This window comes from Mucilaginibacter sp. OK098 (assembly GCF_900142915.1).
In the GTDB taxonomy this organism is placed as follows: domain Bacteria; phylum Bacteroidota; class Bacteroidia; order Sphingobacteriales; family Sphingobacteriaceae; genus Mucilaginibacter.
Genome location: NZ_FRCM01000004.1, coordinates 148,033 through 171,698, shown reverse-complemented (window position 1 = coordinate 171,698; position 23,666 = coordinate 148,033). Strand labels below are relative to the sequence as shown.

General features: G+C 42.5%; 23 protein-coding genes. 21 read left to right on the top strand and 2 right to left on the bottom strand.

From position 1 onward, the window contains the following. Window position 1: 1 nt before the first annotated feature. The 19 genes from BUE31_RS14140 (at window position 2) to BUE31_RS14050 (ending at window position 14,824) form a co-directional block, all read left to right on the top strand. Window positions 2–667 carry a hypothetical protein gene (locus BUE31_RS14140; protein ID WP_073404468.1) on the top strand — a complete coding sequence of 222 codons (666 nt, stop codon included), beginning with the start codon at window positions 2–4 and terminating at the stop codon, window positions 665–667. After that, window positions 664–1,326, top strand: coding sequence for a hypothetical protein (locus tag BUE31_RS14135; RefSeq protein ID WP_073404467.1), 663 nt, complete (start codon window positions 664–666; stop codon window positions 1,324–1,326). Before BUE31_RS14140 ends, BUE31_RS14135 begins: the two co-directional genes overlap by 4 nt. Next, a complete protein-coding gene (locus BUE31_RS14130) occupies window positions 1,323–1,982 on the top strand; it encodes a hypothetical protein (RefSeq protein WP_073404466.1) in 660 nt (219 codons plus the stop codon). The genes BUE31_RS14135 and BUE31_RS14130 overlap by 4 nt, the downstream gene beginning before the upstream one ends. After that, window positions 1,979–2,758 (top strand): hypothetical protein, encoded by a 780-nt coding sequence (locus tag BUE31_RS14125; RefSeq protein WP_073404465.1) that lies wholly within the window; start codon window positions 1,979–1,981, stop codon window positions 2,756–2,758. Before BUE31_RS14130 ends, BUE31_RS14125 begins: the two co-directional genes overlap by 4 nt. Then, complete coding sequence (locus BUE31_RS14120; RefSeq protein WP_073404464.1) at window positions 2,755–3,909, top strand: plasmid transfer protein; 1,155 nt, start codon at window positions 2,755–2,757, stop codon at window positions 3,907–3,909. Before BUE31_RS14125 ends, BUE31_RS14120 begins: the two co-directional genes overlap by 4 nt. A gap of 63 nt (window positions 3,910–3,972) precedes the next feature. Beyond that, on the top strand, window positions 3,973–4,587 hold the full coding sequence (traK, locus tag BUE31_RS14115; protein WP_073404463.1) for a conjugative transposon protein TraK: 615 nt from the start codon (window positions 3,973–3,975) through the stop codon (window positions 4,585–4,587). Next, the gene (locus BUE31_RS14110; protein ID WP_073404462.1) at window positions 4,565–4,969 is read left to right on the top strand and encodes a hypothetical protein; all 405 of its coding nucleotides are present in this window, start codon (window positions 4,565–4,567) and stop codon (window positions 4,967–4,969) included. Before traK ends, BUE31_RS14110 begins: the two co-directional genes overlap by 23 nt. Window positions 4,970–4,975: 6 nt before the next feature. Beyond that, entirely contained in the window at window positions 4,976–6,121 is a 1,146-nt protein-coding gene (traM, locus tag BUE31_RS14105; RefSeq protein WP_073404461.1) for a conjugative transposon protein TraM, read from the top strand. A gap of 1 nt (window position 6,122) precedes the next feature. After that, window positions 6,123–6,917, top strand: a complete 795-nt coding sequence (traN, locus tag BUE31_RS14100) for a conjugative transposon protein TraN (protein ID WP_073404949.1) — start codon at window positions 6,123–6,125, stop codon at window positions 6,915–6,917. Window positions 6,918–6,929: 12 nt separating this feature from the next. Then, window positions 6,930–8,903, top strand: coding sequence for a type IV secretion system DNA-binding domain-containing protein (locus BUE31_RS14095; RefSeq protein WP_073404460.1), 1,974 nt, complete (start codon window positions 6,930–6,932; stop codon window positions 8,901–8,903). A 4-nt stretch (window positions 8,904–8,907) separates the two neighbouring features. Beyond that, window positions 8,908–9,318 (top strand): hypothetical protein, encoded by a 411-nt coding sequence (locus tag BUE31_RS14090; RefSeq protein WP_073404459.1) that lies wholly within the window; start codon window positions 8,908–8,910, stop codon window positions 9,316–9,318. Window positions 9,319–9,320: 2 nt separating this feature from the next. Next, on the top strand, window positions 9,321–9,752 hold the full coding sequence (locus BUE31_RS14085; RefSeq protein ID WP_234997823.1) for a M23 family metallopeptidase: 432 nt from the start codon (window positions 9,321–9,323) through the stop codon (window positions 9,750–9,752). Continuing rightward, the gene (locus BUE31_RS14080) at window positions 9,736–10,944 is read left to right on the top strand and encodes an ArdC family protein (protein WP_073404457.1); all 1,209 of its coding nucleotides are present in this window, start codon (window positions 9,736–9,738) and stop codon (window positions 10,942–10,944) included. Before BUE31_RS14085 ends, BUE31_RS14080 begins: the two co-directional genes overlap by 17 nt. 1 nt (window position 10,945) lies before the next feature. Then, the gene (locus BUE31_RS14075) at window positions 10,946–11,722 is read left to right on the top strand and encodes a DUF4099 domain-containing protein (RefSeq protein ID WP_073404456.1); all 777 of its coding nucleotides are present in this window, start codon (window positions 10,946–10,948) and stop codon (window positions 11,720–11,722) included. Then, the gene (locus BUE31_RS14070; RefSeq protein WP_073404455.1) at window positions 11,722–12,327 is read left to right on the top strand and encodes a hypothetical protein; all 606 of its coding nucleotides are present in this window, start codon (window positions 11,722–11,724) and stop codon (window positions 12,325–12,327) included. Before BUE31_RS14075 ends, BUE31_RS14070 begins: the two co-directional genes overlap by 1 nt. Then, the gene (locus tag BUE31_RS14065) at window positions 12,299–12,757 is read left to right on the top strand and encodes a PH domain-containing protein (RefSeq protein WP_083619906.1); all 459 of its coding nucleotides are present in this window, start codon (window positions 12,299–12,301) and stop codon (window positions 12,755–12,757) included. Before BUE31_RS14070 ends, BUE31_RS14065 begins: the two co-directional genes overlap by 29 nt. Window positions 12,758–12,904: 147 nt before the next feature. Further along, on the top strand, window positions 12,905–13,204 hold the full coding sequence (locus BUE31_RS14060) for a hypothetical protein (RefSeq protein ID WP_073404453.1): 300 nt from the start codon (window positions 12,905–12,907) through the stop codon (window positions 13,202–13,204). A 196-nt stretch (window positions 13,205–13,400) separates the two neighbouring features. After that, window positions 13,401–14,576, top strand: a complete 1,176-nt coding sequence (locus BUE31_RS14055; RefSeq protein ID WP_073404452.1) for a HEPN/Toprim-associated domain-containing protein — start codon at window positions 13,401–13,403, stop codon at window positions 14,574–14,576. 68 nt (window positions 14,577–14,644) lie between these two features. Beyond that, on the top strand, window positions 14,645–14,824 hold the full coding sequence (locus tag BUE31_RS14050) for a histone H1 (RefSeq protein ID WP_073404948.1): 180 nt from the start codon (window positions 14,645–14,647) through the stop codon (window positions 14,822–14,824). 307 nt (window positions 14,825–15,131) lie between these two features. On the opposite strand, the gene BUE31_RS14045 is transcribed toward BUE31_RS14050, so the two are convergent. Together BUE31_RS14045 and BUE31_RS14040 are read right to left on the bottom strand one after the other, a co-directional pair. Beyond that, a complete protein-coding gene (locus tag BUE31_RS14045; protein ID WP_073404451.1) occupies window positions 15,132–16,067 on the bottom strand; it encodes a putative phage abortive infection protein in 936 nt (311 codons plus the stop codon). After that, the gene (locus tag BUE31_RS14040) at window positions 16,048–16,449 is read right to left on the bottom strand and encodes a hypothetical protein (RefSeq protein ID WP_073404450.1); all 402 of its coding nucleotides are present in this window, start codon (window positions 16,447–16,449) and stop codon (window positions 16,048–16,050) included. Before BUE31_RS14040 ends, BUE31_RS14045 begins: the two co-directional genes overlap by 20 nt. Before the next feature lie 303 nt (window positions 16,450–16,752). Between BUE31_RS14040 and BUE31_RS14035 the strand changes: the two genes are divergently transcribed. Both BUE31_RS14035 and BUE31_RS14030 read left to right on the top strand, forming a co-directional pair. Beyond that, the gene (locus tag BUE31_RS14035) at window positions 16,753–23,028 is read left to right on the top strand and encodes a hypothetical protein (RefSeq protein WP_073404449.1); all 6,276 of its coding nucleotides are present in this window, start codon (window positions 16,753–16,755) and stop codon (window positions 23,026–23,028) included. After that, window positions 22,952–23,641: a hypothetical protein gene (locus tag BUE31_RS14030; RefSeq protein WP_073404448.1), complete on the top strand. Its 690-nt coding sequence runs from the start codon at window positions 22,952–22,954 to the stop codon at window positions 23,639–23,641. Before BUE31_RS14035 ends, BUE31_RS14030 begins: the two co-directional genes overlap by 77 nt. Window positions 23,642–23,666 lie beyond the last annotated feature (25 nt).

The window sequence follows — 23,666 nt, the reverse complement described above, 5'->3', positions numbered from 1 at the left end:
CATGAAAAAAATAATTACCACCATGCTTGGCTGTTTGCTGTTTGTTGCAGCCTTAGCGCAGGAAATTGTAGTTGACCCGGCAGTGTCAGGTGCAATTGTTGTCAGTGCATCTACCATTAACGGACAACTAAATACAACCAATAATAAACTCGACCTCATCCAGAAAGGCCAGCTTGCTGTGACCGGCCAACTGGTCATAGTCAACAATATGCAGAACAAAATTTATCAGGGGCTTAGCCAGGTTGCATCTGTGATCAATAACCTAACCACTATTAAAGAAATAGCGGAATGCGGTTCGGATATTGTTTCGGATGTGGAAAGCTCAATTAAGCTGGCGCAATCAGACCCGGTGTTATTACTTTTTGCAGAACAGGGCGCTCGTGATTTTCAAACTCGGGCTGCGACCTTAGCTGCAGATGTAAGTGCATTTGTCTTGAAAGGAGGTACAAATAACCTAATGGATTCCGGCGAACGTGGTAAACTGCTTAATCATATTGCTACAGAAATGCGCATCCTTCGCGGTATTGCCTATGGAATGAACCGAGCCATGTACTGGGCGAAAATAGACGGCATCTTTCGCTCGCTTAATCCATGGGCAGAGTGGCAGAATGAGGATGTTCGCATCGCCAATGATGTATTAACCAACGCTAAATACCTGAAGCAATGAAAACTTTACTTATGCTCACCGCATTTCTCGGGCTATACATTACTGCTTTGGCTCAGCAAAAAACTCTGGACATTGTTGGCATTCATCAGTTAGTTTCTGAATCACAATCCGAAAACAAGTTACAAGGGACGGCTAGGAACGAGCAGGCGACCGTAAATGCTAATGAACAGGCTAACCTAACCTTGCTTTCAAAAATAAAAGGAACCTACAGGGAATTGCAGCATCGATATAATACGTTGGGAACGGCCATCAACCTTGCAGATATCGGTATCTACGCCAGCCCTATGGTCAGCCGAATTGTAAATAATCAGGTGCAGATCATCCAATTGGTGCAAAAAAACCCGGCATTACTGGCTATTGGTTATCAATCAGCATTACAATTTGCAGTACAGGCTAAAGACTTGATGGGTTATGTCACTGGGCTCACCTTATCATTAGGTGATATTAACCAGATGAAGGCATCTGACCGAAAAATGCTTTTCGATTACGTGATTTCGGAATTAAGCAACATCCAGAACCTATCCGGCAATATGCTGAGCATAATGCAATATTCCAGCCTTTCCTCATTGCTCAAAGCCGCCAATCCCTTTCAAAACTTTATTGATGCGGATATGAATATCGGTAAAGACATCATTCAAAACGCAAAATACCTCAAATGAAAAGGTGGCTATTTTGCCTGCTGCTTTACAATGGTATTGTGCAGGCGCAGCAATATGTTGTCGATCCCTGGCACTTTGCTGCCGTAACGGAGAATGCTGTTGTCAGAAGCAGTGCGGAAGCCACTCATGATCAGTATTTGGGCAAAATCAATAATAATATCACCGATCTCAACACAAATGTGGGCTCAGTGGTATTAGCCCAAACCATTATTTACCAGTCTTTATCTAATGTAAATTCTGCATTAAAAGACGGGCTCGCCGTAAAAAACATGGCCGTCATCATTGCCGATATAACCAACTATACGCAACAAGCTTTGTCGCTCGCAAAATCTGATCCAGCGCTATTGCTTGTCGCAAGCAGCATCACCTCCCAAATGCGGGCGCGGGCGATCATGCTGGTAACAGATGTTTCAGGGTATATTCTCAAAGACGGTGATAACGTACTCGCAAACTATAGTGCAAGAGACGAACTGCTGCGCAAAGTGACACAGCAGCTTCAGATAATAGATGGCCTTGCCTACGGTGCTTGGCGCGCCATGTACTGGGCAAAAGAGAGAGGTATTATTAGTTCCCTTAATCCTTTTTCAGGATACATCAATCAGGATAAATCCATCGTCACACAAATTATTCAAAACGCTAAATATTTAAGACAATGAAAAGTATTATTTTATTGCCGCTGCTCATTTTGAAATGGGCTTGCAGCTGTTTTGCGCAATCAGTTGTGCAAGACCAAAGTATCAGGTATCAGCAGGAACGCATGGTCTACCTGCAATGGGATCAAAAAAAATTCACCCCCAAAGCTGGTTTTCTTAGCCTGAATCCATACTACTGGCTAACATGGGGGCTTTTCTATCCCAACTATCACAAAACAGACCTGCGACCGCTGAGCGTAAACGGGCCGCAAACCCAGCGCCTTGCTTTGGTCGGCGCAATGAACACCACTGATAACAAATACAAGCTGCAATCAGATACAGTAAGAAATACGGCTTTGTCGGAGATCGCAAACCAATCCGGTCTGGTCAGTGACGCAGATCCATTGTGGTTGCTTTATTACAAAGGCCAGCTTTCGCCGGTGCTCAATAATTCAGCGGCCACTATTCTCGCCGGGCTTTCCCCCCAAGTATCCGCTAAGCTTGTCTCGGAGGGGCTTTACAGTTGGTACAAAAACGAACTGGATATGCTTAAGCAGCGTGTTGAGGCTGCCCATTCCACCGATATGGATCGCGGCGCGCGTATTCTTGCTTACCACAGGTATCTTCTGGAGTATAGACGGCTTTCCGGAGTGTGGGCGATCAGAACAGCATCGGCACGATCAACACTTACCATGGCTGCGCAACAGCTGCGGTTAAAAACAAACCAGGTCGGCGTACCTGACTGGACACCGCAGTCCGATATCGCTATTGCTAACAAGGTATTACAACACGTGCAATGAAAAAAAAACTTATCCTATTCTTGCTGCTTTGCCTGGTGGCACCGGCAGTTTTTGCACAGACTACAACCACTGACAATACTAAAACACTTGAATTCCTGCAAGGTGACGGGGTTTACGAGCATGGTGTAATGGTGTTTTTACAAGGATTAAAAGATTCTGTCTGGACGCATTTCGACTTATTTATTACGGACGCAAAAGCACTCGCTGCGATTTTTATGATCATCTATTTTGCAATTAAAAGCTATGAGATGATGGTTGGTGACAAGCAATTGGAAATCATGCCTTTGATGCGGCCATTTGGTTTAGCCATGATCATACTTTGGTGGGGAACGTTTGTCAAAGTAATTGCATTCCCGACAGATATTGTGGCCAATCAGACGGAGCAGATGTTCAATAGCGAGCAAACTACCGTTGACAACCTACGCCTGAATCGCTCTAACCTCATGCTTGCAGTGGCCAATTCGCTTTATACTTATCAGGCCCAAACGCAGGTTGCGGAGAAAGAAAGTGATACATGGTACGGTGAGGCCTGGGATTCCGTAACCAGCACTGTAAAGCAGGGCATCAGCAGTGTTGTCTCTCCTTTACTGGAATTGAAGAACAGGTTGGAAGTGGGCATGCAATTGCTGTTTACCCAAATGCTGGAATTACTTGGTATATGGATTTTGCGACTGGCGGTTTACATCATCTTCATGATTCAGATCATCTATTCCACGATACTAATTATTCTTGGGCCCTTCGCCGTTGCAGTTAGTATCCTTCCCGCATTCCGGGATAGTTTTAGCACCTGGATCGCTAGATTTGTCTCCGTTAACCTTTATAGCGGAATCGCTTACCTGATTATGTACCTGACAGGCCTGATGCAGGAATATGCGCTTACATCCGAAATTAGTAAATATCAGGAACTTGTCGGTAAGGATGGCCTCAGTGCAAATCTTGAAAAGATGGCCTGGTTTGCCGGTAACGGCGTATTGTCTTTTGGTACCGTGATAATTGTATTTCTCATTGGTGCCATCTGCATGTTTACCGTCCCAAGCATTTCAACCTGGATCATATCTACTTCGGGCATTAGTTCCGCCACCTCAACTTTCGGCAGAAGCGCAGGAACTGTTTTAGGGGTTGCACGTCGCGCCTCCGGAAGCTTTATCTAATCAACTCATCGTTCACCTAAAGGCTGCTTTTTCAAAAAGGCGGCCTTTTTTATTGCAAAAATCATGATTATTAAAAATATCGAAGCCAAGATCAGGCTTGCGACGATCATTGCCATAGGAAGCCTGATGACATCATTGGTAATCGTCGGCATGAACTGTATATACGCCTATAAGTTGGTTTCCAATGCACAAAAGAGCATTTATATACTGGATAACAATGTACCCATACTTGCCCGCCAAACAGATATTCAAATGAACAGGCCGGCTGAATATCGCGCGCACATTGACCTCTTTCATTCCCTGTTTTTTTCGCTTACGCCGGATGATAATTACATGGAGTATCAGATGAAAAAAGCAATGTACCTGGTCGATGAATCAGGGATGCAGCAGTACAACGATCTGAAGGAGAATGGTTTTTTTAACTCTATTCTGTCATCAAGTTCTGTGCTCACCCTACAAACCGATTCCATTGCGGTGGATATGCCCAAGAAATATTTCAGGTATTACGGCAAGTTAAAAATAGACCGGCGCAGCTCAACGGTCATTCGCTCGCTGGTCACGGAAGGCTACCTAAAAGATATTCCGCGAAGCGATAACAATCCTCACGGTGTACTGATCACCAATTGGAAAACCCTCGAAAATAAAGACTTGCAAGATGTGGAGAAAAATACATTCTAACCGCGATCCAAGGGATACGCTGTATTCAGAGATCCATAAAGAGTTTGGCACTTATTTCGGAGCCGCAGGAAATGTTTTAAAGCAGGTACTGAATGCCCGTCCAAAAATATTTCTCGGGCTGATGATCGTATTGATGATAACATCTGCCGCGCTGTCTTTTACGGTTTTTCGTCATCCCGAGGCTAAAATAACCAGAATAGAAAAACCTGTCGATCCGGTTGAAGACGGTTTTTCAAAGATCCTGCAAACCGCGGCAAAGATCAAGAAAGGCATGGGCCTTAAAAAGCTGGTAGATAGCCTGAGCGCCAGACAACAACTTACATCTGCCGATAGCGCGATGCTCGAAAGTGCGCTTGACAGCCTGCAACAAATCCAACATTAAAATATTATGAAAATCAATTTTAAACAACCCAAGTATATCCTGCCTTTGGTGTTGCTGCCGTTCTTTTGCCTGTTCTATTATGCCTGGCATAGCAGCTTCGATAAACCCAAACAGGATACGGCCCCCAAAGCAGGGCTAAATGCGAGTGTAGGCAATGTATCATCTGATGTTCGCAAACGACAGCTTGCCGATAAGTTGGATGCTTTTAGAAATACCTATAAGGAAGCAGATGGTATGTCAGCTGTCGGCGTCTTACCTAAAGAATCGACGAGTAATCCGTCTTACCACAATGATTATTCCGACCAGCAGCAAAAGATGCTGGATTCCATCGCAGCCAATGCGAAATCACACGACGTAGAAAACACCGGCATAAACCGCGAACGGCAACTGGCAAATATCATAAATGCAAAAGTCCCACCAAGGCAAAGAAACGAATTGCCACCTGAGCCACATGAAAAAGACCCGATGGAAGTTTTTAAACAGCAAATGGCGGTTATGGACAGCATTAATAAAGCAAATGATCCTGCCTACAAAGCCGAAAAACAAAAGCGCGATGCTGCCGACAAATTCGCCAAAGAAAAAGCTTCCCAAGTTAAGTTCACGGTTGTAAGGGCTGCGCAGACTTCAGATGATTTTAATACAGTGCTGCCAGAAAAGCGACAGGATTTCATAAGTGCCGTTATTGATGAAAACATCACAGGTTATGCAGGTTCACGCTTGCGCCTCAAACTTTTGGAGGACATAAAAGCTGGAGACATCCTGATAAAAAAAGGCACCTATCTTTTTGCCCAGATAAGTGGCTTTTCCGAGCAAAGGGTAACGTTGTCTATCACTTCAGTCCTTTACGACAGTAAAATATTACCTGTGAAACTGGAGGTTTATGACCTTGATGGTATGCCGGGCCTGTATGTTCCTGCTTCCTCATTCCGTGAGTTTACCAAGGATTTAGGCAGTAATACCGTTCAGGGAGTCACCATAGATGGCAATTCAAGCGGCAGCCAGTTCCTGATGAGTACGGTTGACAAGGTATTTCAGTCAACCTCATCTGCTATTGCCGACCTGATCAGGAAAAATAAAGCCAAGCTTAAATACAACTCTTATATCTATCTCATCGATTCAGATGCATTACAAAACGCTCAAAAAAAATATTAATATGAAAAAGTTACTGCCATACCTGTTCCTGCTTTTAGCTGCCTTTGCGCATGCTCAGGAAAAACTTCCGGTTGTTTATTTGCCGGAAAATCTAACTGTCCATTTTATCTCCCCGGAACCCGTACAGTATGTGGATATATCGGACAAAAACCTCATTGGTGATTTACCGCTTAAAAATGTGCTGCGCATCAAACTGAAAGACTCCCTTAAAAGCTTTACCGGTTCCGTTATTACCATCGCAGGGGAAAAATTCATTGCGCAATATCAATTATTGCCGGGTTCTCTAGGTGTCCCAACAGAGATTAATATCCTTCCGGCAGATACCAGGCCATTGGATATCTCGGGCATCGGCCTTTCACAAAATCAGCTTAAACTGCTTTGCCTAAAGCTATACACAGCAAGTTCAGAGAAGAAACTTGACAAGGTAAAGGCCTTCGGCCTCAAAGGGCAGGTTAACCATATAGCCACTTTAGGGGATTACATATTCCTGGACATTGCCTTTAAAAACAAAACCAATCTTAGATACGATATCGAAGATTTCAGGTTCAAGATCGATGATAAAAAGGTAACAAAAGCCAGTAATATTCAGTCTGTTGAGATAAGTCCTGTGTTTGTGCTCTCCGGCGTGCCATCGTTTTCAAAATACTATCGAAACGTTTTTGTGTTTAAAAAAATGTCCTTTCCGGGTAATAAAGTCCTTCATACGGAACTCAGCGAAAAGCAAATTTCCGGACGCGTGGTAACGCTTACCATCAATTACAAAGATCTGCTTGAAGCGGATACGATTGATTTTTAATAACAATAGTTTATGGAAGAAACCCGTGAACAGCAGAAGTTGCATGGGTTCATGCAAACTGCTATATACCTGTCTGTATTGCTCGAAGCAATCATCTTCGTTTATCGCAAAGCCCCAATCTGGGGCTTTTTTTATACCCCGTTGGATAAGATCGCGGAGATAGTGATTTACAATAACATTACTTACAGCAAACTCACTACGCTTACAATAATGTGCCTGGTCAGTATTGGTACGTTAGCAAAAAAAGAAAAAGACCTTAACCCTAAAAAGCATATCGTTTACCCGCTCAGTCTTGGTCTTTTCCTGTTTTTTGGAAGCATTATTTTCCAGGGACGTCCTTCAGCGCTGGCTTTTGCCTACACTTCATGGTATAATCTGGTCTATGTCATTTTTTCATTGGCCGGCACCTTGATGACGAGTCTTGCGATGGATAATATATCCAAGCTGATCAAATCGGGCCTCGGTAAAGATCAATGGAATACAGAGGCGGAAAGCTTTATGCAGCCGGTTGGCAAATTGGAAACACCGTACTCGGTGAACATCCCGATGCTCTTTTATTACAAAGGAAAGGTCAGAAATGGCTGGATCAACATCGTTAACGTTTTTCGCGGAACGATTGTAATCGGCACGCCGGGTTCCGGTAAAACATTTTCAGTTGTTAACCCATTTATCCGGCAGTTAATTGCAAAGGAATTTACGGTCTGCTTGTATGATTTTAAATATCCCGACCTCGGACATATTGCTTATTATCATTATCTACTGGCCAAGCAACAGGGAAAACTAAAGGGTTTTACTTTCCATGTAATTAATCTTAATGAGGTTGAAAAGAGCAGGCGTATTAATCCCTGGCGGGCCGATTACATCCGGTCACTTGCTGATGCTTCTGAGACAGCCGAAGCTCTTGTTGAAGCACTCAAAAAAGGAGATCGTTCGGGTGGAAGCGACCAGTTTTTCACGCAATCTGCTATCAATTTTCTGGCATCCTGTATTTACTTCATGAGCAAATACAACAACGGAATTTTATCCAGTTTTCCCCATGTTCTTGCCTTACTTAACTGTAGCTATGAAGAAATATTCAACGCCCTTACTTCCGAGGCAGAATTGAGGCCTTTGCTTTCGCCATTTATGACCGCTTATAATGCAAAAGCTTTTGACCAGTTGGAAGGTCAGATTGGCACTTTAAAGATCTTTACCAGCCGTTTAGCTACGAAGGAGACATTTTGGGTTTTCTCTGGAAATGATTTCGATTTGAAAATCTCCTCCAAAGAAAATCCTTCTATTTTGGTTTTGGCGAATGACCCGAGTACTCAAAATATTAATTCAGCATGTTACTCGATTGTCGTTAACCGGTTAACCAAATTAATCAATTCCAAAGGCAATCTTCCTTCGGCACTGTTAGTGGATGAGTGCTCATCCTTATATATAAATAAGTGCGACAATCTGATCGCAACTGCCAGATCAAATCGCGTATGTGTTTGCCTGGGATTTCAAGAAATTCCGATGCTCAACCAGCAATATGGTAAAGAAACAGCGGCCGTTTTGACTTCGGTAATCGGAAATGTATTGTCTGGCTCTGTGCGTAATAAGGAAACGTTGGAATGGTTGGAACGCCTGTTTGGTAAGAATAAACAAATCGGGGAGGGGCTCTCTATTGACCGTAATAAAACTTCGACTTCTCTCAATGAAAAGCTTGAGGCGCTGATTCCAGCAGGTAAAATCGCTTCATTAAATGCCGGTGAATTGGTGGGTGTCATCGCTGCGGATGTGCGTGAAGCCTACACCGGTAAATTTGAAACATCCGCAGTCAATTGCCGGGTATCGCTTGACCTGAAAGAAATTGCGAAAGAGGAAAAGGCATATAAGCCATTGCCCATCTTCTACAATTTCGGGGATAAAAGCGACGAAATACTCCGTCAGAACTTTTCCCGGATCAACCTGGAAATACAGCAAATGGTTAGCCAGTTCCGGCCATCATCCGCACAATAAAATCATGGACAATGAAAGCTTAAACGGCACGCTCGTTCTCGTGCGGCCGGATTTAACCGTAGATCCCGCAAACGGTCAGGGGAAAGTTGCTATCGTAAATTATGAAAGCCAGCAATCCAAAGAAGTGTACGTCGCCTTTAACAATGGCAGGGAAGCTATTTATCCACCGGAATCTTTACTAAAGCTAAAGAACAAGAATACTATTCTGAATGATTTGATGGCCAATGGTACGGCTATCCCGCTCAGTAACTTCAAGGACTTATACAAGATAAGTTTGCTGCTGGACAGGGGAACTAATATCGCCCACTGGCAGGCGCTTGAAGTCGCAGGCCACAATCCTGAGATATGGGATAAAGCGTTACAACCTGCAAAACCGATAGAAAAACAGGCGCTCGAAAAAGCTTACGCCCGATGAAAATGATCATCGCATTAACTATCATTTGCCTCCCATTAAAATCGCTGACAGTTACCTCGCCTTTTGGTTACCGTATCCATCCGCTTACCGGAAAATTAGAATATCACAACGGGGTTGATCTAAGAGCAAAATACGATACGGTTTACGCTGTGCTAAACGGCGTTGTCCGGTCGATATGCTGCAATTCAACGTTTGGAACGGCCATCAATCTGCAACATGGGGAAATCACGACCATATATGGCCATTTATCCAGATCGCTGGTCAGTGCCCAGGATTCCGTATCCACCGGACAGGCCATCGCCATCAGCGGTGCAAGCGGTCGTGTAACCGGAGCACACCTGCACTTCGGCGTCCGATATCAAAATCGGTACCTCAATCCACTAAATTTTTTATACCAAATACTAAAAACTACAGATCATGAGCAAAAATTTTAAGCCGCTGCATGAGCAAATTGCTAATAAGCTCATCGCAGAATTGAAGGAAGGCACGTCGCCTTTTCAAAAACCATGGAACGACTCGGATGCCCCGGCATTCACCATTCCGGTAAATCCGACCACCAACAAAAATTACCGCGGTATGAATGCCCTTTGGCTTTCCATGCAGGGTTATCAAGATCCACGCTGGATGACTTTGAAGCAGGCGGACTATGCAGGTTTCACGGTAGAAAAAGGTGCGAAAGCTACCCTGATCAACTTCGTCAAGACTTCCAACATGGAAGCCATGCGGGATGTGAACGGTGATAAGATCAAAGACGAGAATGGTGAAACCCAGACTCGTGTCACCGCTTTGGATAAGCCAATCATCACGAATGCCTGGGTTTTTAACGCCGGGCAAATCAAAGGGCTACCGCCATTAGCTGAGTATCTGGATCAAAATCGCTCCGAGCAAAGATGGACTCCTATAGAAAGAGCTGAAAGCCTGCTTGCGGCCAGCCAAGCCAATATTAATCATGGAGGGAATGAGGCTTATTATAGTAAAGCAAAAGACGCTATACAACTGCCTTTTAAAGAACAGTTTGATAATGAGACAAAGTATTATGCTGTTGCCCTCCACGAGCTTGGACATTGGACAGGTCATGAAAGTCGCCTTAACCGACCGATGGAAGGCCGGTTTGGCTCTGAACAATATGCCCGCGAGGAATTACGTGCTGAGATAGCATCCTTAATGATTGGCAGCGAGTTAAAAATAGGTCACAATTTTGGCCAGCATGCGGCTTATGTGAATAGTTGGGTGAAAATTTTAAAGGATGAGCCATTTGAGCTGTTCCGCGCCTCTGCCGATGCGCAAAAGATATATGACTTTGTGCTCGAACTAGGTGAAAAACGCGATCTGAAACAGGACAATGCAGCTGCGCAGGATAATATAGCTGCAGAAAAAGGTAGCGAGGTGACAATACTAGCGAAAGGTGATGAAATTGCCTACAATAACAATGTTTACAAAGTGCTTGACCTGAAAGGTAAAACCTTCAAAATGGAAGATATGGAAGGCAATAAGTTTAACTTGAAGCAAAGTGACGGTCTTTTCAAATCGCTTCTCAGCGCAAAAAATAACCCCGCTGAGCAGCAACTAGTTGTTGAAGAAGTGGGTGAAGAAGTAAATGTTTCACGCAACAAAATAGGCAGATAAGATGGACCTCATACACTATAACGAAAAGATGCTCCCAATCCAGGATTTGGAGACAATCGGCATCGCCGTCGGCGGGCAGCTATTGCTTAACGTAGATGACCTCAAAGCTTTGCTCTCGGGTCGCAGAACCGGTTTGATGCAGCTGCAGAACCTGGAAGGTGAGAACATCAAAATAAAATCAATGGATGCCAAAATTTCACTTAAAGCGGATGAAAGTGGCAAAGTGAACCTGTTGATCCACCCCGTTTACCGTAAGCCGGCCACGCCATCATTTTTGGATGATAATGAGGCCCATCAACTGGAGAAAGGCGAAGTTGCCAACTTCCTGAAAACAACGGTTGACGATAAAGGAAATAAAAAGGAAATACTCGTTGAGTATGATGCAGAAACACGGGAATTTATTGTTTCGGATACTGAAAAGATCCTGGCACCAGATATGGTTAACCTTGAGTTTTTGACCGCTGCCCAGAAAGAAAATTACCGCAAAGGCAAAGAGGTCACACTTCCGGATAAAACCACATTTGGATATTCAGCTAGTGATACTCATGGGATTCGTGCGAATAAACTGGCATTAGTCGCCTCAATTTTGATCGATGGTGGCTTAACTTATGTGGTTTATAAAGGGCTGAATATGCTTTTCAACCAAAAACGGGATGAAATTGACGCTGCAAAATTAAGTCCGGGCTATTACCATGCAGTTCAGGACGCGGCTGAAAGCCAAAATCAACACGTACCAAATCAAATTAATCGGACATACACACGTGGCGGTTCACGCTGATGAATGATTATTTGACCAGGCTCGGGGTTCCTCCAAAAATTCAGCAATTTTTTGCTGTGGAGGAACCCATTTTTGATTTCGGTAATGAAACAGAATACTTCAGTGACACCATCCACCGCGTACCCACAACCAGCAATTTGTGGATGGCGGGGGATCAGTTTGCAAGACAGCTCATCATTACTTTCTCTGCAATGGAAGCAATTGCATTTTTAACGCTGAACCAAACAGCCTACCAAAACTTTAACGACATACTATTTATTGCAACAGGTGCAAGGATAGGCAACGGCCAGTTGAGTTGGATTCGCTTGAACCTAAAAGGCCGTGAGTTTACAATGGCGTTTGGTAATGACTTGATCGGTAGAATAACTGACATCAAAGTTGCCACTGCTATCAGGAACAAAGCGGTAAGGCTGACATTTCAGGAAGGCAACGTTATTGCCTGGCTGAAAGAAAAAAAATCAGTTTTTGAAGAAGATAAGCTAAGCCTGCACGCTTTTGAAACCACGTTTGGCATCCGGACAATGATCCGAACCTGTAAACCACTCAATCATTTAACTTTTTTAGACGAATTAAAATATGACACACCAAGACGATATCATGCTTAAACCTTCTGTGATTTTTTCATTCATAAAGGTATTGCCATTACTGGCTTTGGCACTAACGTTTCTTTTTTTAGCTTGGAAGCTTTCGCCGTATTTCATTGTTTTCGGAATAGCTGTTACCGGGTTCGCCTGGTACCGGGTGCTGTTTTTGAGAAACTGCATATACCTGATTGGCAAGGAATATATCAAAATAAGCAGGGGTATATTTTTCAAACGGATCGATCAGGTGGAAATGTACAGGGTGAAGGATTACATTGTCACACAATCTTTTGTCCTGCAAATATTTCGATTAATGGATGTAACGCTTAAAAGCACCGATCCGGAAAATCCGGTAATATGGTTGCGGGGGATACCTTTATCCGACCTGATCGAAACGATCAGGGAGCGCGTACAGGAGGCCAGGAAAATCAACAAGATCATTGAATTGAATTAAGATATATGTGATGTCCCATTTTTTCAAAATGCTGTACTATATCTTTACTACGGCTAGCCAGTTATGAACTGTTCACTATGTTAAAATGTCAAAAAATATTTGATTTAAGCTAATATTATTAGTAACTTTAATATCATTTATAACACTATGAGAGCTATCGTACGAAACGTTTTACTTGCCTGTTTGATCTCCACTTTTGCGCTTTTTGGCGCACTGGGAAATAGCGCTACACATCACAAAACGGACCGAAAGTTATCGGCCCAGCAACTTGCTGCAAAAGATGCTGAGCGAAGCAAAGAAAGTTTAACTTGTTTAGGTGTTGCAGGTTTAGCCTGGGTATTATGCTTTTGGCGTTGTGGGGTGATCAATCGCCGGTTGAATGCAGAACGCATTTACCAACAGCGTTTTAATGAATATATGAGAAACACTTCTATTCAGCGTCAATAGCGGTAATTCGCATTAAAATAATTTTACTATTTTGCACTATCAAAAGCGGATATCTTAATCCGCTTTATTGTGATAAGGTTTAGGTTAAAGCCCCCCAGCAGCGAGTGTGAGGGGGCTTTTATTTTTTGTCAATTCTTCGAATATTATAATAAATACACAGCCTTTAACGCAAATTTGCAGTTCTATTTTAAAACATATGGAATACGAATATCTATCCCTGGGCGTCGGAAAACTGGAAATTGAGTGGCGCAAATACATCTTTGGCATGGACGATCATTTTGCATTGTTTCAGCCGGAAGACAAAACCGATGTCTTATATTATTTTGATGACGATGAAGTCATCAAGAGTAGAACTGGTCAGGGCTATAGCAAATCGCTTGGCGATGTAAGAGAAAGGCTGAATATGCTTGGTTATAGTTATCGTAAACTTCCACCTATGCTGAATGAATATTTTCGCAGTTTTTCTTATCAGCAGGAGGACTTTAAAGGTTTCAGCCCAAAGAAATTCGTTGAGCTACTAAGCGCGGTAGATATCAACGAAATAGATTGGGTTGAACATGAGGGAGACGCAGATTATGGGGAGTTTTTTAGTCGCCGGATTTTAACCTTGCCACAATTCGAACCGATTAAAAGTTACTTAGAAGCCTTCTCACGGTCAACTCATTACATTTTTGAGCAGATTGATCCTTACATTATTTTAACGGCACTGGCTGAAAATCCTAAAAACAGGAAGCTATTAGTAGAATGGCGCAAAAAAGATAAATTTATTGACCTCGATAAATACAAAACATACTTAATTGTTACGGAAGGGCCAACAGATGGTGTAGTGCTAAAAAAAGTATTGCAGATTTTGCGTCCCGAGATCGCCGATTTTTTTGACTTTATTGACATGAAAGAAAACTATCCGTTTGGTGGCGTTGGCAGCATGATCAAATTTTTTCAGGGCGTAACCAAAATAGGTACAGATCGCCAAATGGTATTCATTTTTGATAACGATACGGAGGGACGCTATAATTTTGACAGGTTAAATAATGTACCCCACCCAATAAATATGAAAAAGTTTGTGCTGTCTGATCTGACAGAGTTTCAAAAATTTAAAACAAAGGGTGATCATGGAGACGCCGAAGAAGATGTAAATAGGCGAGCCGTAGCGATTGAGATGTATTTGGATCATAAATATCTATTTACACATACCCCATTTGTTGCATGGGGTGGTATCCACCCATCTGCACAAACCTTGCAAGGGGCCTTGAAAAGCAAAACAAAATATTACGACAAATTCATGTCGCTTGAGGAGCAAGATTATGGTAGCTACGACTTCAGTAAGCTCAATAAATTATTGGAGCACCTGCTAGCAGATCTTACATCTTAGCCTGTTGCTGATCGAAACTATTACGTAAAGACAATAATTGCTATCTTCGCGGCCAAAATTTTATGACCATGGAAAAATTAGCAGAATTAAAGGCACTTGTTGAAACTGCCGAAAAAGAAGGACAAGCCTTTTATGAAAAAAATAATAAAGCGGCTGGAACACGTTTACGCAATGCGCTGCAAGAAATCAAAGTGATCGCAACCGATTTGCGTAAAGACGTAACTGAGAAAAAAAACGCGACAAAATAATTAAAGAACTATCAATATCAACATTTCAGCCCTCGTGCGCATGATTTACTAAATTCACATATTAATCAGGATATAACAATATATCAGCATACTTTAGGTCAACTTTTAATGTTGTTACATGAACTGTTATCAATAATTAAAGTAAATTATAAAGATGAGCTTGATAACCACTTGAAATTGCTTGGGAAAAAAATGATGGATTCTTTTAATGAAGAGCCGTTATAAAAAAGCGACCACCACGCTAACCTTTGTTAGCCCTTACCTTATGTACAAGTTAGTCTATTTCTAAAGCAAGAGAAACAGTCTTCTATCGAAACTTCTTTTTAAGATTACCTCTTTCTATTGGGTTTGCTCCAAACTCAAAATCCACTAATGGATAATAATCTTTGATATTCACAAGATCCAAATAGAAAGTGTCTGGTATGTTTTTTATAAAATTATACTTAGTAACCAAATAACAATTGAAGTTTTCAAAGGCCTTGTCTGAAAGTTTATTTAATTCCCACGCTCTACCCATTGATGATATAGTGTTAAAAAATAGCAGGTACTGCTCTGGAGTAGATAATTGTGCACGTAACGTTTTTAAATTTTCGTATTTCTCAGAATACTTTAAAATTTTCTGTTCGTCTATATACTTAACAGTCTGAAAAAGATGGCGATAATAATGACCTAACTTAAATTGGTGCCCTCCATAATATTTGAAAGGTCGCCGCTGAGTTATCTCTTTAATTTCTTCAAGATTCGGATACCACTGTAAATTACCGAAAACATTTTGGGTTGGATCACTCTTTTGCGTCCTAATCTTTTCGCGGAGGTCGTATAAGATATTTTCCAAATGCGTGTTTTTAAAGTTTTCCCATACCTCATTAAGCCCTGCATCAGGATGTGGTTTGTTTTTTATGAAAAACGACAAATAGGATAAAAACAACTGATTGTATTTTCCTTCAAAAATTCGGTTTAGGGTCGTTAAATTATTGTGACTTACTCCAAAATAGACGATACTATATGCTAGATCACAATGGGCTAGTTGTGTAGGATCTATCGAACTTCTTTCAGTTTGATAAATTTGAACGACTTTTAGGTATTCAGTCGTATAAATTTCTTCCGCTTCAATCCACTTAAAAAAGGGTTCAATGTCCCTCAAGCAATCGCCAACTTGCCCTAAAATAAAGTCAAAAGTTTTTCTGCCAGAATGATTGGGATGAAAATTCCGTGAATTATTTTCAGTTGGAGTTATTGCCATTATAAGGGTTTTGGTAGTTGATATTATTAGAATTATCTACATGAATCTGTAAAAGGGTAAAAAAACGCTGTTCTATCTTGTCCTTTTCATTTGACTTTACTTGATCCTTATAAGTTAAATAGACAATGATAAAGCCAGCCAGAGAAAAAATGGTCCCTATTGTTCCTGCAATAAAATCACCCACAGCGCCCGTTTTAGTCACATCAATCGGACCATCAGTAAATACTGCATATTCATTGTGAAGATCATAGAGGTAATAGCCAATCGATAGCAAGCCGCCAACCATCATTATGATTGCAACCATACGCCAAATCAATACGCTGTTGCGGACAATCCAAGTTTCATTATACCAATCGAGAAAAGGCTGAAAATATTTAATCATCAGGATAAAGTTTAGAGGAGCAATATATAAAAGTTTCAGTTAATGTTACATAGCGATATCGAGAGTTGATATTAGGCGTATAATAGTCTGTAACCGTTGCATATTAAAAAATATGGAAATGTGATTATAATATAAAAGCGATATATTTATAAATTATCACTCTTTAAACCCTATAATAATTCTTGTAATGTAGTGGATTGTTGGCTGATAACGAATAGTAGTACAAATCCGAACCTTTGCCAACAATTTCTGGTTTTTGATTCATACTATTATTCGGAGATATGAATTAATTACAGACAAAAAATGGCAGACAATAAGGTCGGATATTCCAGAGCCGGAGATACATTTCATTATCGCTGGGCTGCACGCAGGGCCCTGAAACTAATTTATCCAAATTCTGATTTGTGTCTGCTTGTCGTGGAAGGCTCTAAGGATGACCTCAAGGCAGGGGAATATGTCATAGACGTTTCTGAATATTATGGGGATCAGGACACGCCTTCAAAAATTATTTATTACCAGCTTAAACATACGACTACCCAAAAGGATAAGCCATTTATCCTTAGTGACCTGAAAGATACCTTTGTCGGTTTTGGCGAAAAGTACATAGAACGAAAGAAAAAAAACGAAATTAAAAGTAAAGGGATACAGTTCAGTATTGTGACCAACCGGCCTTTTGAAAAGGATTTTAAGCAAAATCTCACAGATATAGCAACAGGTACTTGCACAGACAAAAAGTTCATCAACACTATTTCGAGATACACCAATCTCAAAGGCATTGAACTTGCATCGTTTTGCTCAATTTTAAAAGTGGAAGATGCCGAGGCTGATTACAACCTGCAAAAACAAGAACTCCGTGTTGAAGTAGCTAGAATAGTCGCCGGAACGGTTGATAACGCACAGCTGAGCAGCCTGACTACGCTAATGTCTGAAAGGGCATTGCCTAATAGTGATGGAACCGTTTTAAAAGAAAATGTACTGCAATGTTTCGGATATCAATCTGAGAGTGAATTATACCCTGCAAAACCGATTTGGGATCCATCGGGACCAATAGTAGACCGGATAATTTACAGGGAACTCTCAACATATATCCTCACGGCTTCGCAACCGATTATTGTTCATGCACCCGGTGGCGTGGGGAAATCGGTCTTTACCAGGTATCTTATCGACAATATTGCAGAAGGTTCAGAGGTTATTGCCTACGATTGCTTCGGGGCGGGCAGTTACCGAAACAGGAGCAAATCGCGACATCGTCATAGGGATGCCCTTGTAGAGATCGCGAATGAATTAGCAGCAAAGGGCCTCTGTGATCCGCTGCTGATACAAAATGGAACGCATGAAGCCGAAATGATCCGATCTTTTATAAAAAGAATTGAATCTGCGTTGGACGCAATTAAAACTGCTTATAAAGACGGTATTTTATTATTGTTGATCGACGCGGCCGACAATGCCGAAATGGCGGCAAAGGAAATGAATGACATTTGCTTTGCTGCCGAACTCCTACGGGAAAAATTACCTGAAGGATGTAAGCTAGCATATTTGTGCAGGCCAGAACGCATGGAATTGCTTAAACCACAAAGTTATGTTGCCAAGTTTTCGCTAACACCATTTTCAAATGAAGAGACACTGCAAAACCTCCGGTTGTATTATTCCGATGCAACTGCAGCTGACGCTGAAGAATTTCATAGGCTAACTTCCGCAAACCCGCGTGTCCAAGCAAATGCCTTGGCTACTGGGGCTGCCGAAATTGCTACATTGCTTGCAGATTTAGGGCCATCAGTCATCACTGTTGAGGCACAAATACAGCAACAATTAGAACGAGCGCTCGGCAGGCTAAAGGATAACTTGCCTGCAGAATATCACAGGTACCTGGATAATATTTGTATTGGCTTGGCCTCTCTTTCCCCCAATATTCCACTTGATATCCTCGCAAAAGTTGCAGGGGTGGAAATTTCAGCTGTTAAAAGTTTTGTCACGGATATTGGCAGATCACTTTGGTTGTCAGATGACTCGGTTCAGTTTCGGGATGAACCGTCCGAAACCTGGTTCAGGCAAAAGTTTATTGCTGAAAAAAGAGATCTCGAAAAATTCATTCTGGAACTGGAGCCGCTGGCAAATCAATCGAGTTATGCGGCACAGGTATTGCCACAACTGTATCTTCAGGCCGAACAATATGAGAAGCTTATTCAGATCGCACTCTCAGACGATTACCTTCCTGCTGATAGTCCCATCGACCAGCGAAATATCAGAGTTTACCGTCTCCAATTTGCCTTGAAGGCAGCCTTGAAGGTAAATCAGATTAAAGACGCTTGTAAGCTCGCCTTAAGGGCTGGGGAGGAAACGGCTGGTAATCAAAGACAAGCCGGTCTTTTGAGAAACAATGTTGACCTACTGGTTAGGCTCCAGAGTAAAGACCAGATTCAGCAAATCGCCATGCGAAGGGAGCTTGGCGGAAATTGGGAAGGTTCTGAAAATGTTTACTCTGCTTCATTACTTTCCCAAATCAGTGAATTTAAGGGAGAAGCTAGAAGTTTTTTAAGATCGGCTGAAAATTGGCTTAGCATCTATTTTAAAACTCCGAAAGATACTACAGCCCATGAAGAACCCCTTCGCTTAGAGGACCTGATGGAATTGGCTTACGCTCATCTTAACCTAAACGGTGTCGATGCAAGCATGGGATTTTTATTAAAATTGAAACCGAAGCCAGCAGTTGCGAAAATATTTGGTGCACTTATAAAGCTCCTGATCGATAGCGCACAATTTGAGTTGATTGGTAAGCTGCTACAAAAATGTAAAAAGGAGCGACTATTTGTATTGGCAGCAAACAATGAACTGGCAAGGGTTGGCAGATTTTGCCAGAAGGTCGATGTTGAAAGCCTATTAAATACCCTGAGCAAAAAGCCAATCAAATCCGATAACAATACAGATGATGTCCATGATAAGCCTGATATGTCAATTGTCATGTTGGCGGAAGCGGCTATACATTATGACCTTGATGCCGAGCAAACAATAAAGCTTGTAAATGCTCATTTACCCTCTAAAGCAACACGAACTGTTACCCAATCATACTATCGTAATCTTACTACATATTATCTTCGTTCTTTGGCACTAAGACAGTATCTGGGTGGAAATCCAGAGATTAGTATTGAGGCGTTTCTGCCAGAGAAATTTTCAGGCAAAAAGCTTTCCTATGATGAGGAAAGAGAACTATCAGATTATAAAGAGATTCTTGGCGCTTTAATTCCCTGGTACGTTGGACGATTAGAGATCATCAAAAATGGGGGCGCAATCGATCCGCAGCGAATCGAACAGCTTGCCGAACTATCCAAAAAAGCTGGCCGGCGTTACCGGAGCGAAGACCCAATTCCAGAACACCTCTCGATCGCGTTTTTGGAGATACTGAAACATGCTGCTTCAACTTCAGAGAGTATTATCAAAACCTTTTTTGACTGCCGGCTTAAAGGAAACAAGCAGGTACTGACGCGAACATGGATTGCGACTGTACGCTGGGCTCACAGGTTAGAACACATGATCTCTTTAAGAGACGAACTGGAATCTTACGCCTACGACCAAATTCGCGCTGATACAGAAGGTAGCCCGGACGATTTGGCTTTCGATTATATTACTCTTGCGCGCGCCGTTTTGATCACTTCAGTTGACAATGCCAGTGTTTATTTCAATAATGCGGTAGAGATTGTTTCCAAGTTTGGTGATGAAATGATTCATCGGTGGGAGGCAACAACATCATTGGCGGATCGTGCCTCGACATTGAATAAGGATCAAGATGAATTATCCTATAGGTTCATCCGCATTGCAGAATTGGTAGGCAGGGACATTCGTGAAAAACATTGGAGCCGTGGCGAAGCCATTCAGCTAGCCATCGGACTGTCACCTGCCGGTGGGATCGCCGCCCTCAGCCGCTGGCGGGATAGGTATATTGGCCGGTTCGCATGGCTAATAAATAGTATGTTGAACAAACTTGTGGAATCAGGACGTATCAATTCCTTGCTGGCCTGGAGTTTCACACCTTTTTGTTCAACAGAATCTCTGCCTTATCTGGTTAAGGCATTTTTGAAATCAGGGATAATTCCTGTAAGGGAAAAAAACATCATTCTTGAAGGTGCGGTAAAACGGCTCCGGTGCGAGCTCACTACGGATAGCTATTGGTACGAATTGCTGGAATTACTTCAGGAGTATGGTTTGCAAAGTGCCGGGTTGGAGGAAATATTATTGCAATTACCCGAACGGCCGAATAAAGAATCTGCAACAACCAGTGACAAGGAATATACTCCCGATTTGGATTGGGACGAAATATTTAATGGACATGAACTGCTTACGCCCGACGGCATTACCACCATTAACGAAATAATAAAGAAAGCGGCAACAGAAAAACAGTTTCATATGGGCCGACATATCTTATTCAAAGAGGCCCTTGAAAGATTAAAAGATGGAGATCTTGTAAAGTTTATAGATGCTTTACTGCAATGCGATTGGCTTGAGCATTACGATGTGGCAAGCTTTTTTGAACACTTACCTGCGGCACGTTCGGCCAGGCCAGCTTTTACAAACAAACTGCAAGCGATTATTGAAATGGTCGGGTTCCATTTTCCATTAGAACTGACCAATCAGTATGGATTTGATCTGATGATAAAAGCACTGCCTGGGTCTGAGGAAAAATCAGTTTGGCTGAAAAAGGGGATGTTTAAAGGGATGATCAACAACCAGGAGTTCGCCAGCGCCGAAAACCTTTTTGACCTTGTCCGCCTGGCAGCCCCGGATCTCAGTGCACCGGATGCGGCGGAAGCGTTAACTTATTCCCTCGATCGATTTGAAATTCATTTAGACAATGATTTTGGTGATGGTCCATGGCTGCCCTGGTTAAAAACTACCGGGAATGCGGTCGATGGACTCGCTGGTTTTCTGTGGTCTGCATTGGCGTCACCGAGTTCAGACACCAGATGGAGGGCGGCCCACACAATTAAAGAATTAGCCGGGCAGGCGGAGACATCTGTAATTGAGGCGTTGTTCCATTATACTGAACTTTCGGGAATCGGTGCTTATGGTTGTAAAAGTTACCCTTTTTATACTTTGCATGCGCTTCAATACCTGATGATCGCTTGCGCAAGAATCAGTCTGGAACAGCCAGTATTCTTAAAAAGTCATGCAAAACGTATTGTCGGCTTTGCCCTGAAATACGATCATCTCATTATTCAGCAATTTGCGGCAGATGCTGCGATTCGTATAGGAAATGCCTCTCCCGATATATTCACCTCGGCAGAGACTGAAGCATTAAAATTAGTGGGTAAATCACCTTTTCCGGTAGAATTGGAGAAAGAGGACGGCTTTTCTCAGGCAGATCATCACGAGAACGAAGACGACGAAACCGCCTACGGTTATGATTTTGGTTATGATTTCAGTCGTTATTGGCTTGGCGGGCTCGGGGATGAATTTGGATTGTCACAAAAGGAAATTGTAAAACGTACGGCCTCAGTTATTGTCAATGAGTGGAAACTAAAGGCAGAGCGTTACGATGATGACCCTCGCGTGGAGCTTTGGAACAGGCACCGCGATGATTACAGGACATCTTTCAGTCATGGTTCTTATCCACATGATCACAACTACCGTTTTTATCTATCTTATCATGCGATGATGGTAGCCGGGGCAGGGTTGTTAAAGGAATTGCCTGTTGTAGCTGACGATGATTTGGAGGCTCAAAATTGGGGCAAATGGCTGTCTTATCACTTGCTTACACGACCTGATGGTTATTGGTTGGCTGATTGGAAAGACCCTTTACCCTTGAAAAGGCCTGCGTGGCCTGGTCAGGACTTTAAATCATGGCAAGCTGATATTAAAGCTTCGAATATGGTCGCCGATCTTATAATGAAAAAGAATAAAAAGATTTGGCTGACCGTTACCGGTGGTTGGGAGGAAGAATTGGACTCCAGAAGGGAGACTTACAGTGTCCGTTCTGCCTTGGTAAGTCCGGGAACGGCCGATGCATTAATGAGAGCACTGGCCACCTGCGTCGATCCCCACGATTTCAAACTACCGGATTACCGGGAACGTAATATGGAGATAGCAGAACCCCCGTTTGAATTAAAGGGCTGGATTGTGGAAAGAAATGTTTCCGCGGAACTTGATGAATATGATCCCTTTGCGGAAGAGCTTCCCTTTTCGGTGCTAAAAGTGGGCAAAGACATAATCCAGGATCTGAATATTTCTGCGGTGAAAAGCGGTAAGGAATACGTAAAAAATCAGGACAACGGTGAGGTAGTGATTTTTTCTGAACAATGGAGCAGTACGAAGGATGACAAAGATCAAGAACCGCAGCAACGTGGGAGTCGGACGAATTGCTCATTGGATTTTTTACAGGAATTATGCGATTCACAAGGAATGGAAATTATTATCAAAGTTCTGGTCGACAGAAATATGAGTTACAGATATCGCTCAGGCCGTGATAAAGATCGCCAGGACCCAGTTCACAAAATATTTATTTTATCAGCAAATGGAGAACTCAGAGATTCAGAACGAAGTTATCGAATTAGGGAAACTGTTAGTGAAGGAGCTGGAACTGGAAAATAGCGTTGACACGCTGGGACGGTGGATGGCTCATTATGTCGCTGAAAAGATAGCGGCGGCCAAAAAAGCTGAGGGTATTGATAAGCCGGCCGCTGAATCGGAATGCGCTAAGGCAGTTCTCGACCTGTGGAACCACCGTTGGACAATGCAGTACCGGCATCAGCCTTTGAAGGACTTTACCCGTTTGCTGGAATTGCTACGGCAGATTGACCCCGAGACGTTCGATCCGTATTACTTCCGGTTTGCGGCAGAAAAGAAAAAGGTGGAAGATAATGTCTGGTTGGTCGCAGCTTACGACATAGATAAGGCCGCAAGGGTGTGTTTAAAGTATATGTTAACCAAAGCTGCAGAGGCTGTCAGTTCAACCGACACAAAAGCTATTTTAGAAATTGCAGAAGTAATAGGCGCCGACCCCGATATTATGGTAATTCAAACTCTACTTGGCAATAAGGATTACGAGCTAGATCCGGATGACCTTAAACTTGGCGATGAATTCAATGCGGATTTTGGCCAGGAATCCATAAGGAACAACATCGTCTATTTGGACAAGTTGATTAACCACGCTGAGGAAATCAAATCAAAGTTAAATGATGAATTAGGTTTAAGCAGCAACTGAATAATTACTGGATCCTAAACCCTTA

What these genes read in the sequence shown, in the direction of transcription:
- BUE31_RS14080 (WP_073404457.1), top strand. Translation starts at nt 9,736, where the DNA reads ATGAGCAAAAATTTTAAGCCGCTGCATGAGCAAATTGCTAATAAGCTC.
- traK (WP_073404463.1), top strand. Translation starts at nt 3,973, where the DNA reads ATGATTATTAAAAATATCGAAGCCAAGATCAGGCTTGCGACGATCATT.
- BUE31_RS14030 (WP_073404448.1), top strand. Translation starts at nt 22,952, where the DNA reads ATGGAGAACTCAGAGATTCAGAACGAAGTTATCGAATTAGGGAAACTG.
- BUE31_RS14110 (WP_073404462.1), top strand. Translation starts at nt 4,565, where the DNA reads ATGTGGAGAAAAATACATTCTAACCGCGATCCAAGGGATACGCTGTAT.
- BUE31_RS14085 (WP_234997823.1), top strand. Translation starts at nt 9,321, where the DNA reads ATGATCATCGCATTAACTATCATTTGCCTCCCATTAAAATCGCTGACA.
- BUE31_RS14140 (WP_073404468.1), top strand. Translation starts at nt 2, where the DNA reads ATGAAAAAAATAATTACCACCATGCTTGGCTGTTTGCTGTTTGTTGCA.
- BUE31_RS14130 (WP_073404466.1), top strand. Translation starts at nt 1,323, where the DNA reads ATGAAAAGGTGGCTATTTTGCCTGCTGCTTTACAATGGTATTGTGCAG.
- BUE31_RS14035 (WP_073404449.1), top strand. Translation starts at nt 16,753, where the DNA reads ATGGCAGACAATAAGGTCGGATATTCCAGAGCCGGAGATACATTTCAT.
- BUE31_RS14060 (WP_073404453.1), top strand. Translation starts at nt 12,905, where the DNA reads ATGAGAGCTATCGTACGAAACGTTTTACTTGCCTGTTTGATCTCCACT.
- BUE31_RS14055 (WP_073404452.1), top strand. Translation starts at nt 13,401, where the DNA reads ATGGAATACGAATATCTATCCCTGGGCGTCGGAAAACTGGAAATTGAG.
- BUE31_RS14125 (WP_073404465.1), top strand. Translation starts at nt 1,979, where the DNA reads ATGAAAAGTATTATTTTATTGCCGCTGCTCATTTTGAAATGGGCTTGC.
- BUE31_RS14045 (WP_073404451.1), bottom strand. Translation starts at nt 16,067, where the DNA reads ATGGCAATAACTCCAACTGAAAATAATTCACGGAATTTTCATCCCAAT.
- BUE31_RS14070 (WP_073404455.1), top strand. Translation starts at nt 11,722, where the DNA reads ATGAATGATTATTTGACCAGGCTCGGGGTTCCTCCAAAAATTCAGCAA.
- BUE31_RS14065 (WP_083619906.1), top strand. Translation starts at nt 12,299, where the DNA reads ATGACACACCAAGACGATATCATGCTTAAACCTTCTGTGATTTTTTCA.
- BUE31_RS14120 (WP_073404464.1), top strand. Translation starts at nt 2,755, where the DNA reads ATGAAAAAAAAACTTATCCTATTCTTGCTGCTTTGCCTGGTGGCACCG.
- BUE31_RS14090 (WP_073404459.1), top strand. Translation starts at nt 8,908, where the DNA reads ATGGACAATGAAAGCTTAAACGGCACGCTCGTTCTCGTGCGGCCGGAT.
- BUE31_RS14075 (WP_073404456.1), top strand. Translation starts at nt 10,946, where the DNA reads ATGGACCTCATACACTATAACGAAAAGATGCTCCCAATCCAGGATTTG.
- BUE31_RS14095 (WP_073404460.1), top strand. Translation starts at nt 6,930, where the DNA reads ATGGAAGAAACCCGTGAACAGCAGAAGTTGCATGGGTTCATGCAAACT.
- BUE31_RS14050 (WP_073404948.1), top strand. Translation starts at nt 14,645, where the DNA reads ATGGAAAAATTAGCAGAATTAAAGGCACTTGTTGAAACTGCCGAAAAA.
- traN (WP_073404949.1), top strand. Translation starts at nt 6,123, where the DNA reads ATGAAAAAGTTACTGCCATACCTGTTCCTGCTTTTAGCTGCCTTTGCG.
- traM (WP_073404461.1), top strand. Translation starts at nt 4,976, where the DNA reads ATGAAAATCAATTTTAAACAACCCAAGTATATCCTGCCTTTGGTGTTG.
- BUE31_RS14135 (WP_073404467.1), top strand. Translation starts at nt 664, where the DNA reads ATGAAAACTTTACTTATGCTCACCGCATTTCTCGGGCTATACATTACT.
- BUE31_RS14040 (WP_073404450.1), bottom strand. Translation starts at nt 16,449, where the DNA reads ATGATTAAATATTTTCAGCCTTTTCTCGATTGGTATAATGAAACTTGG.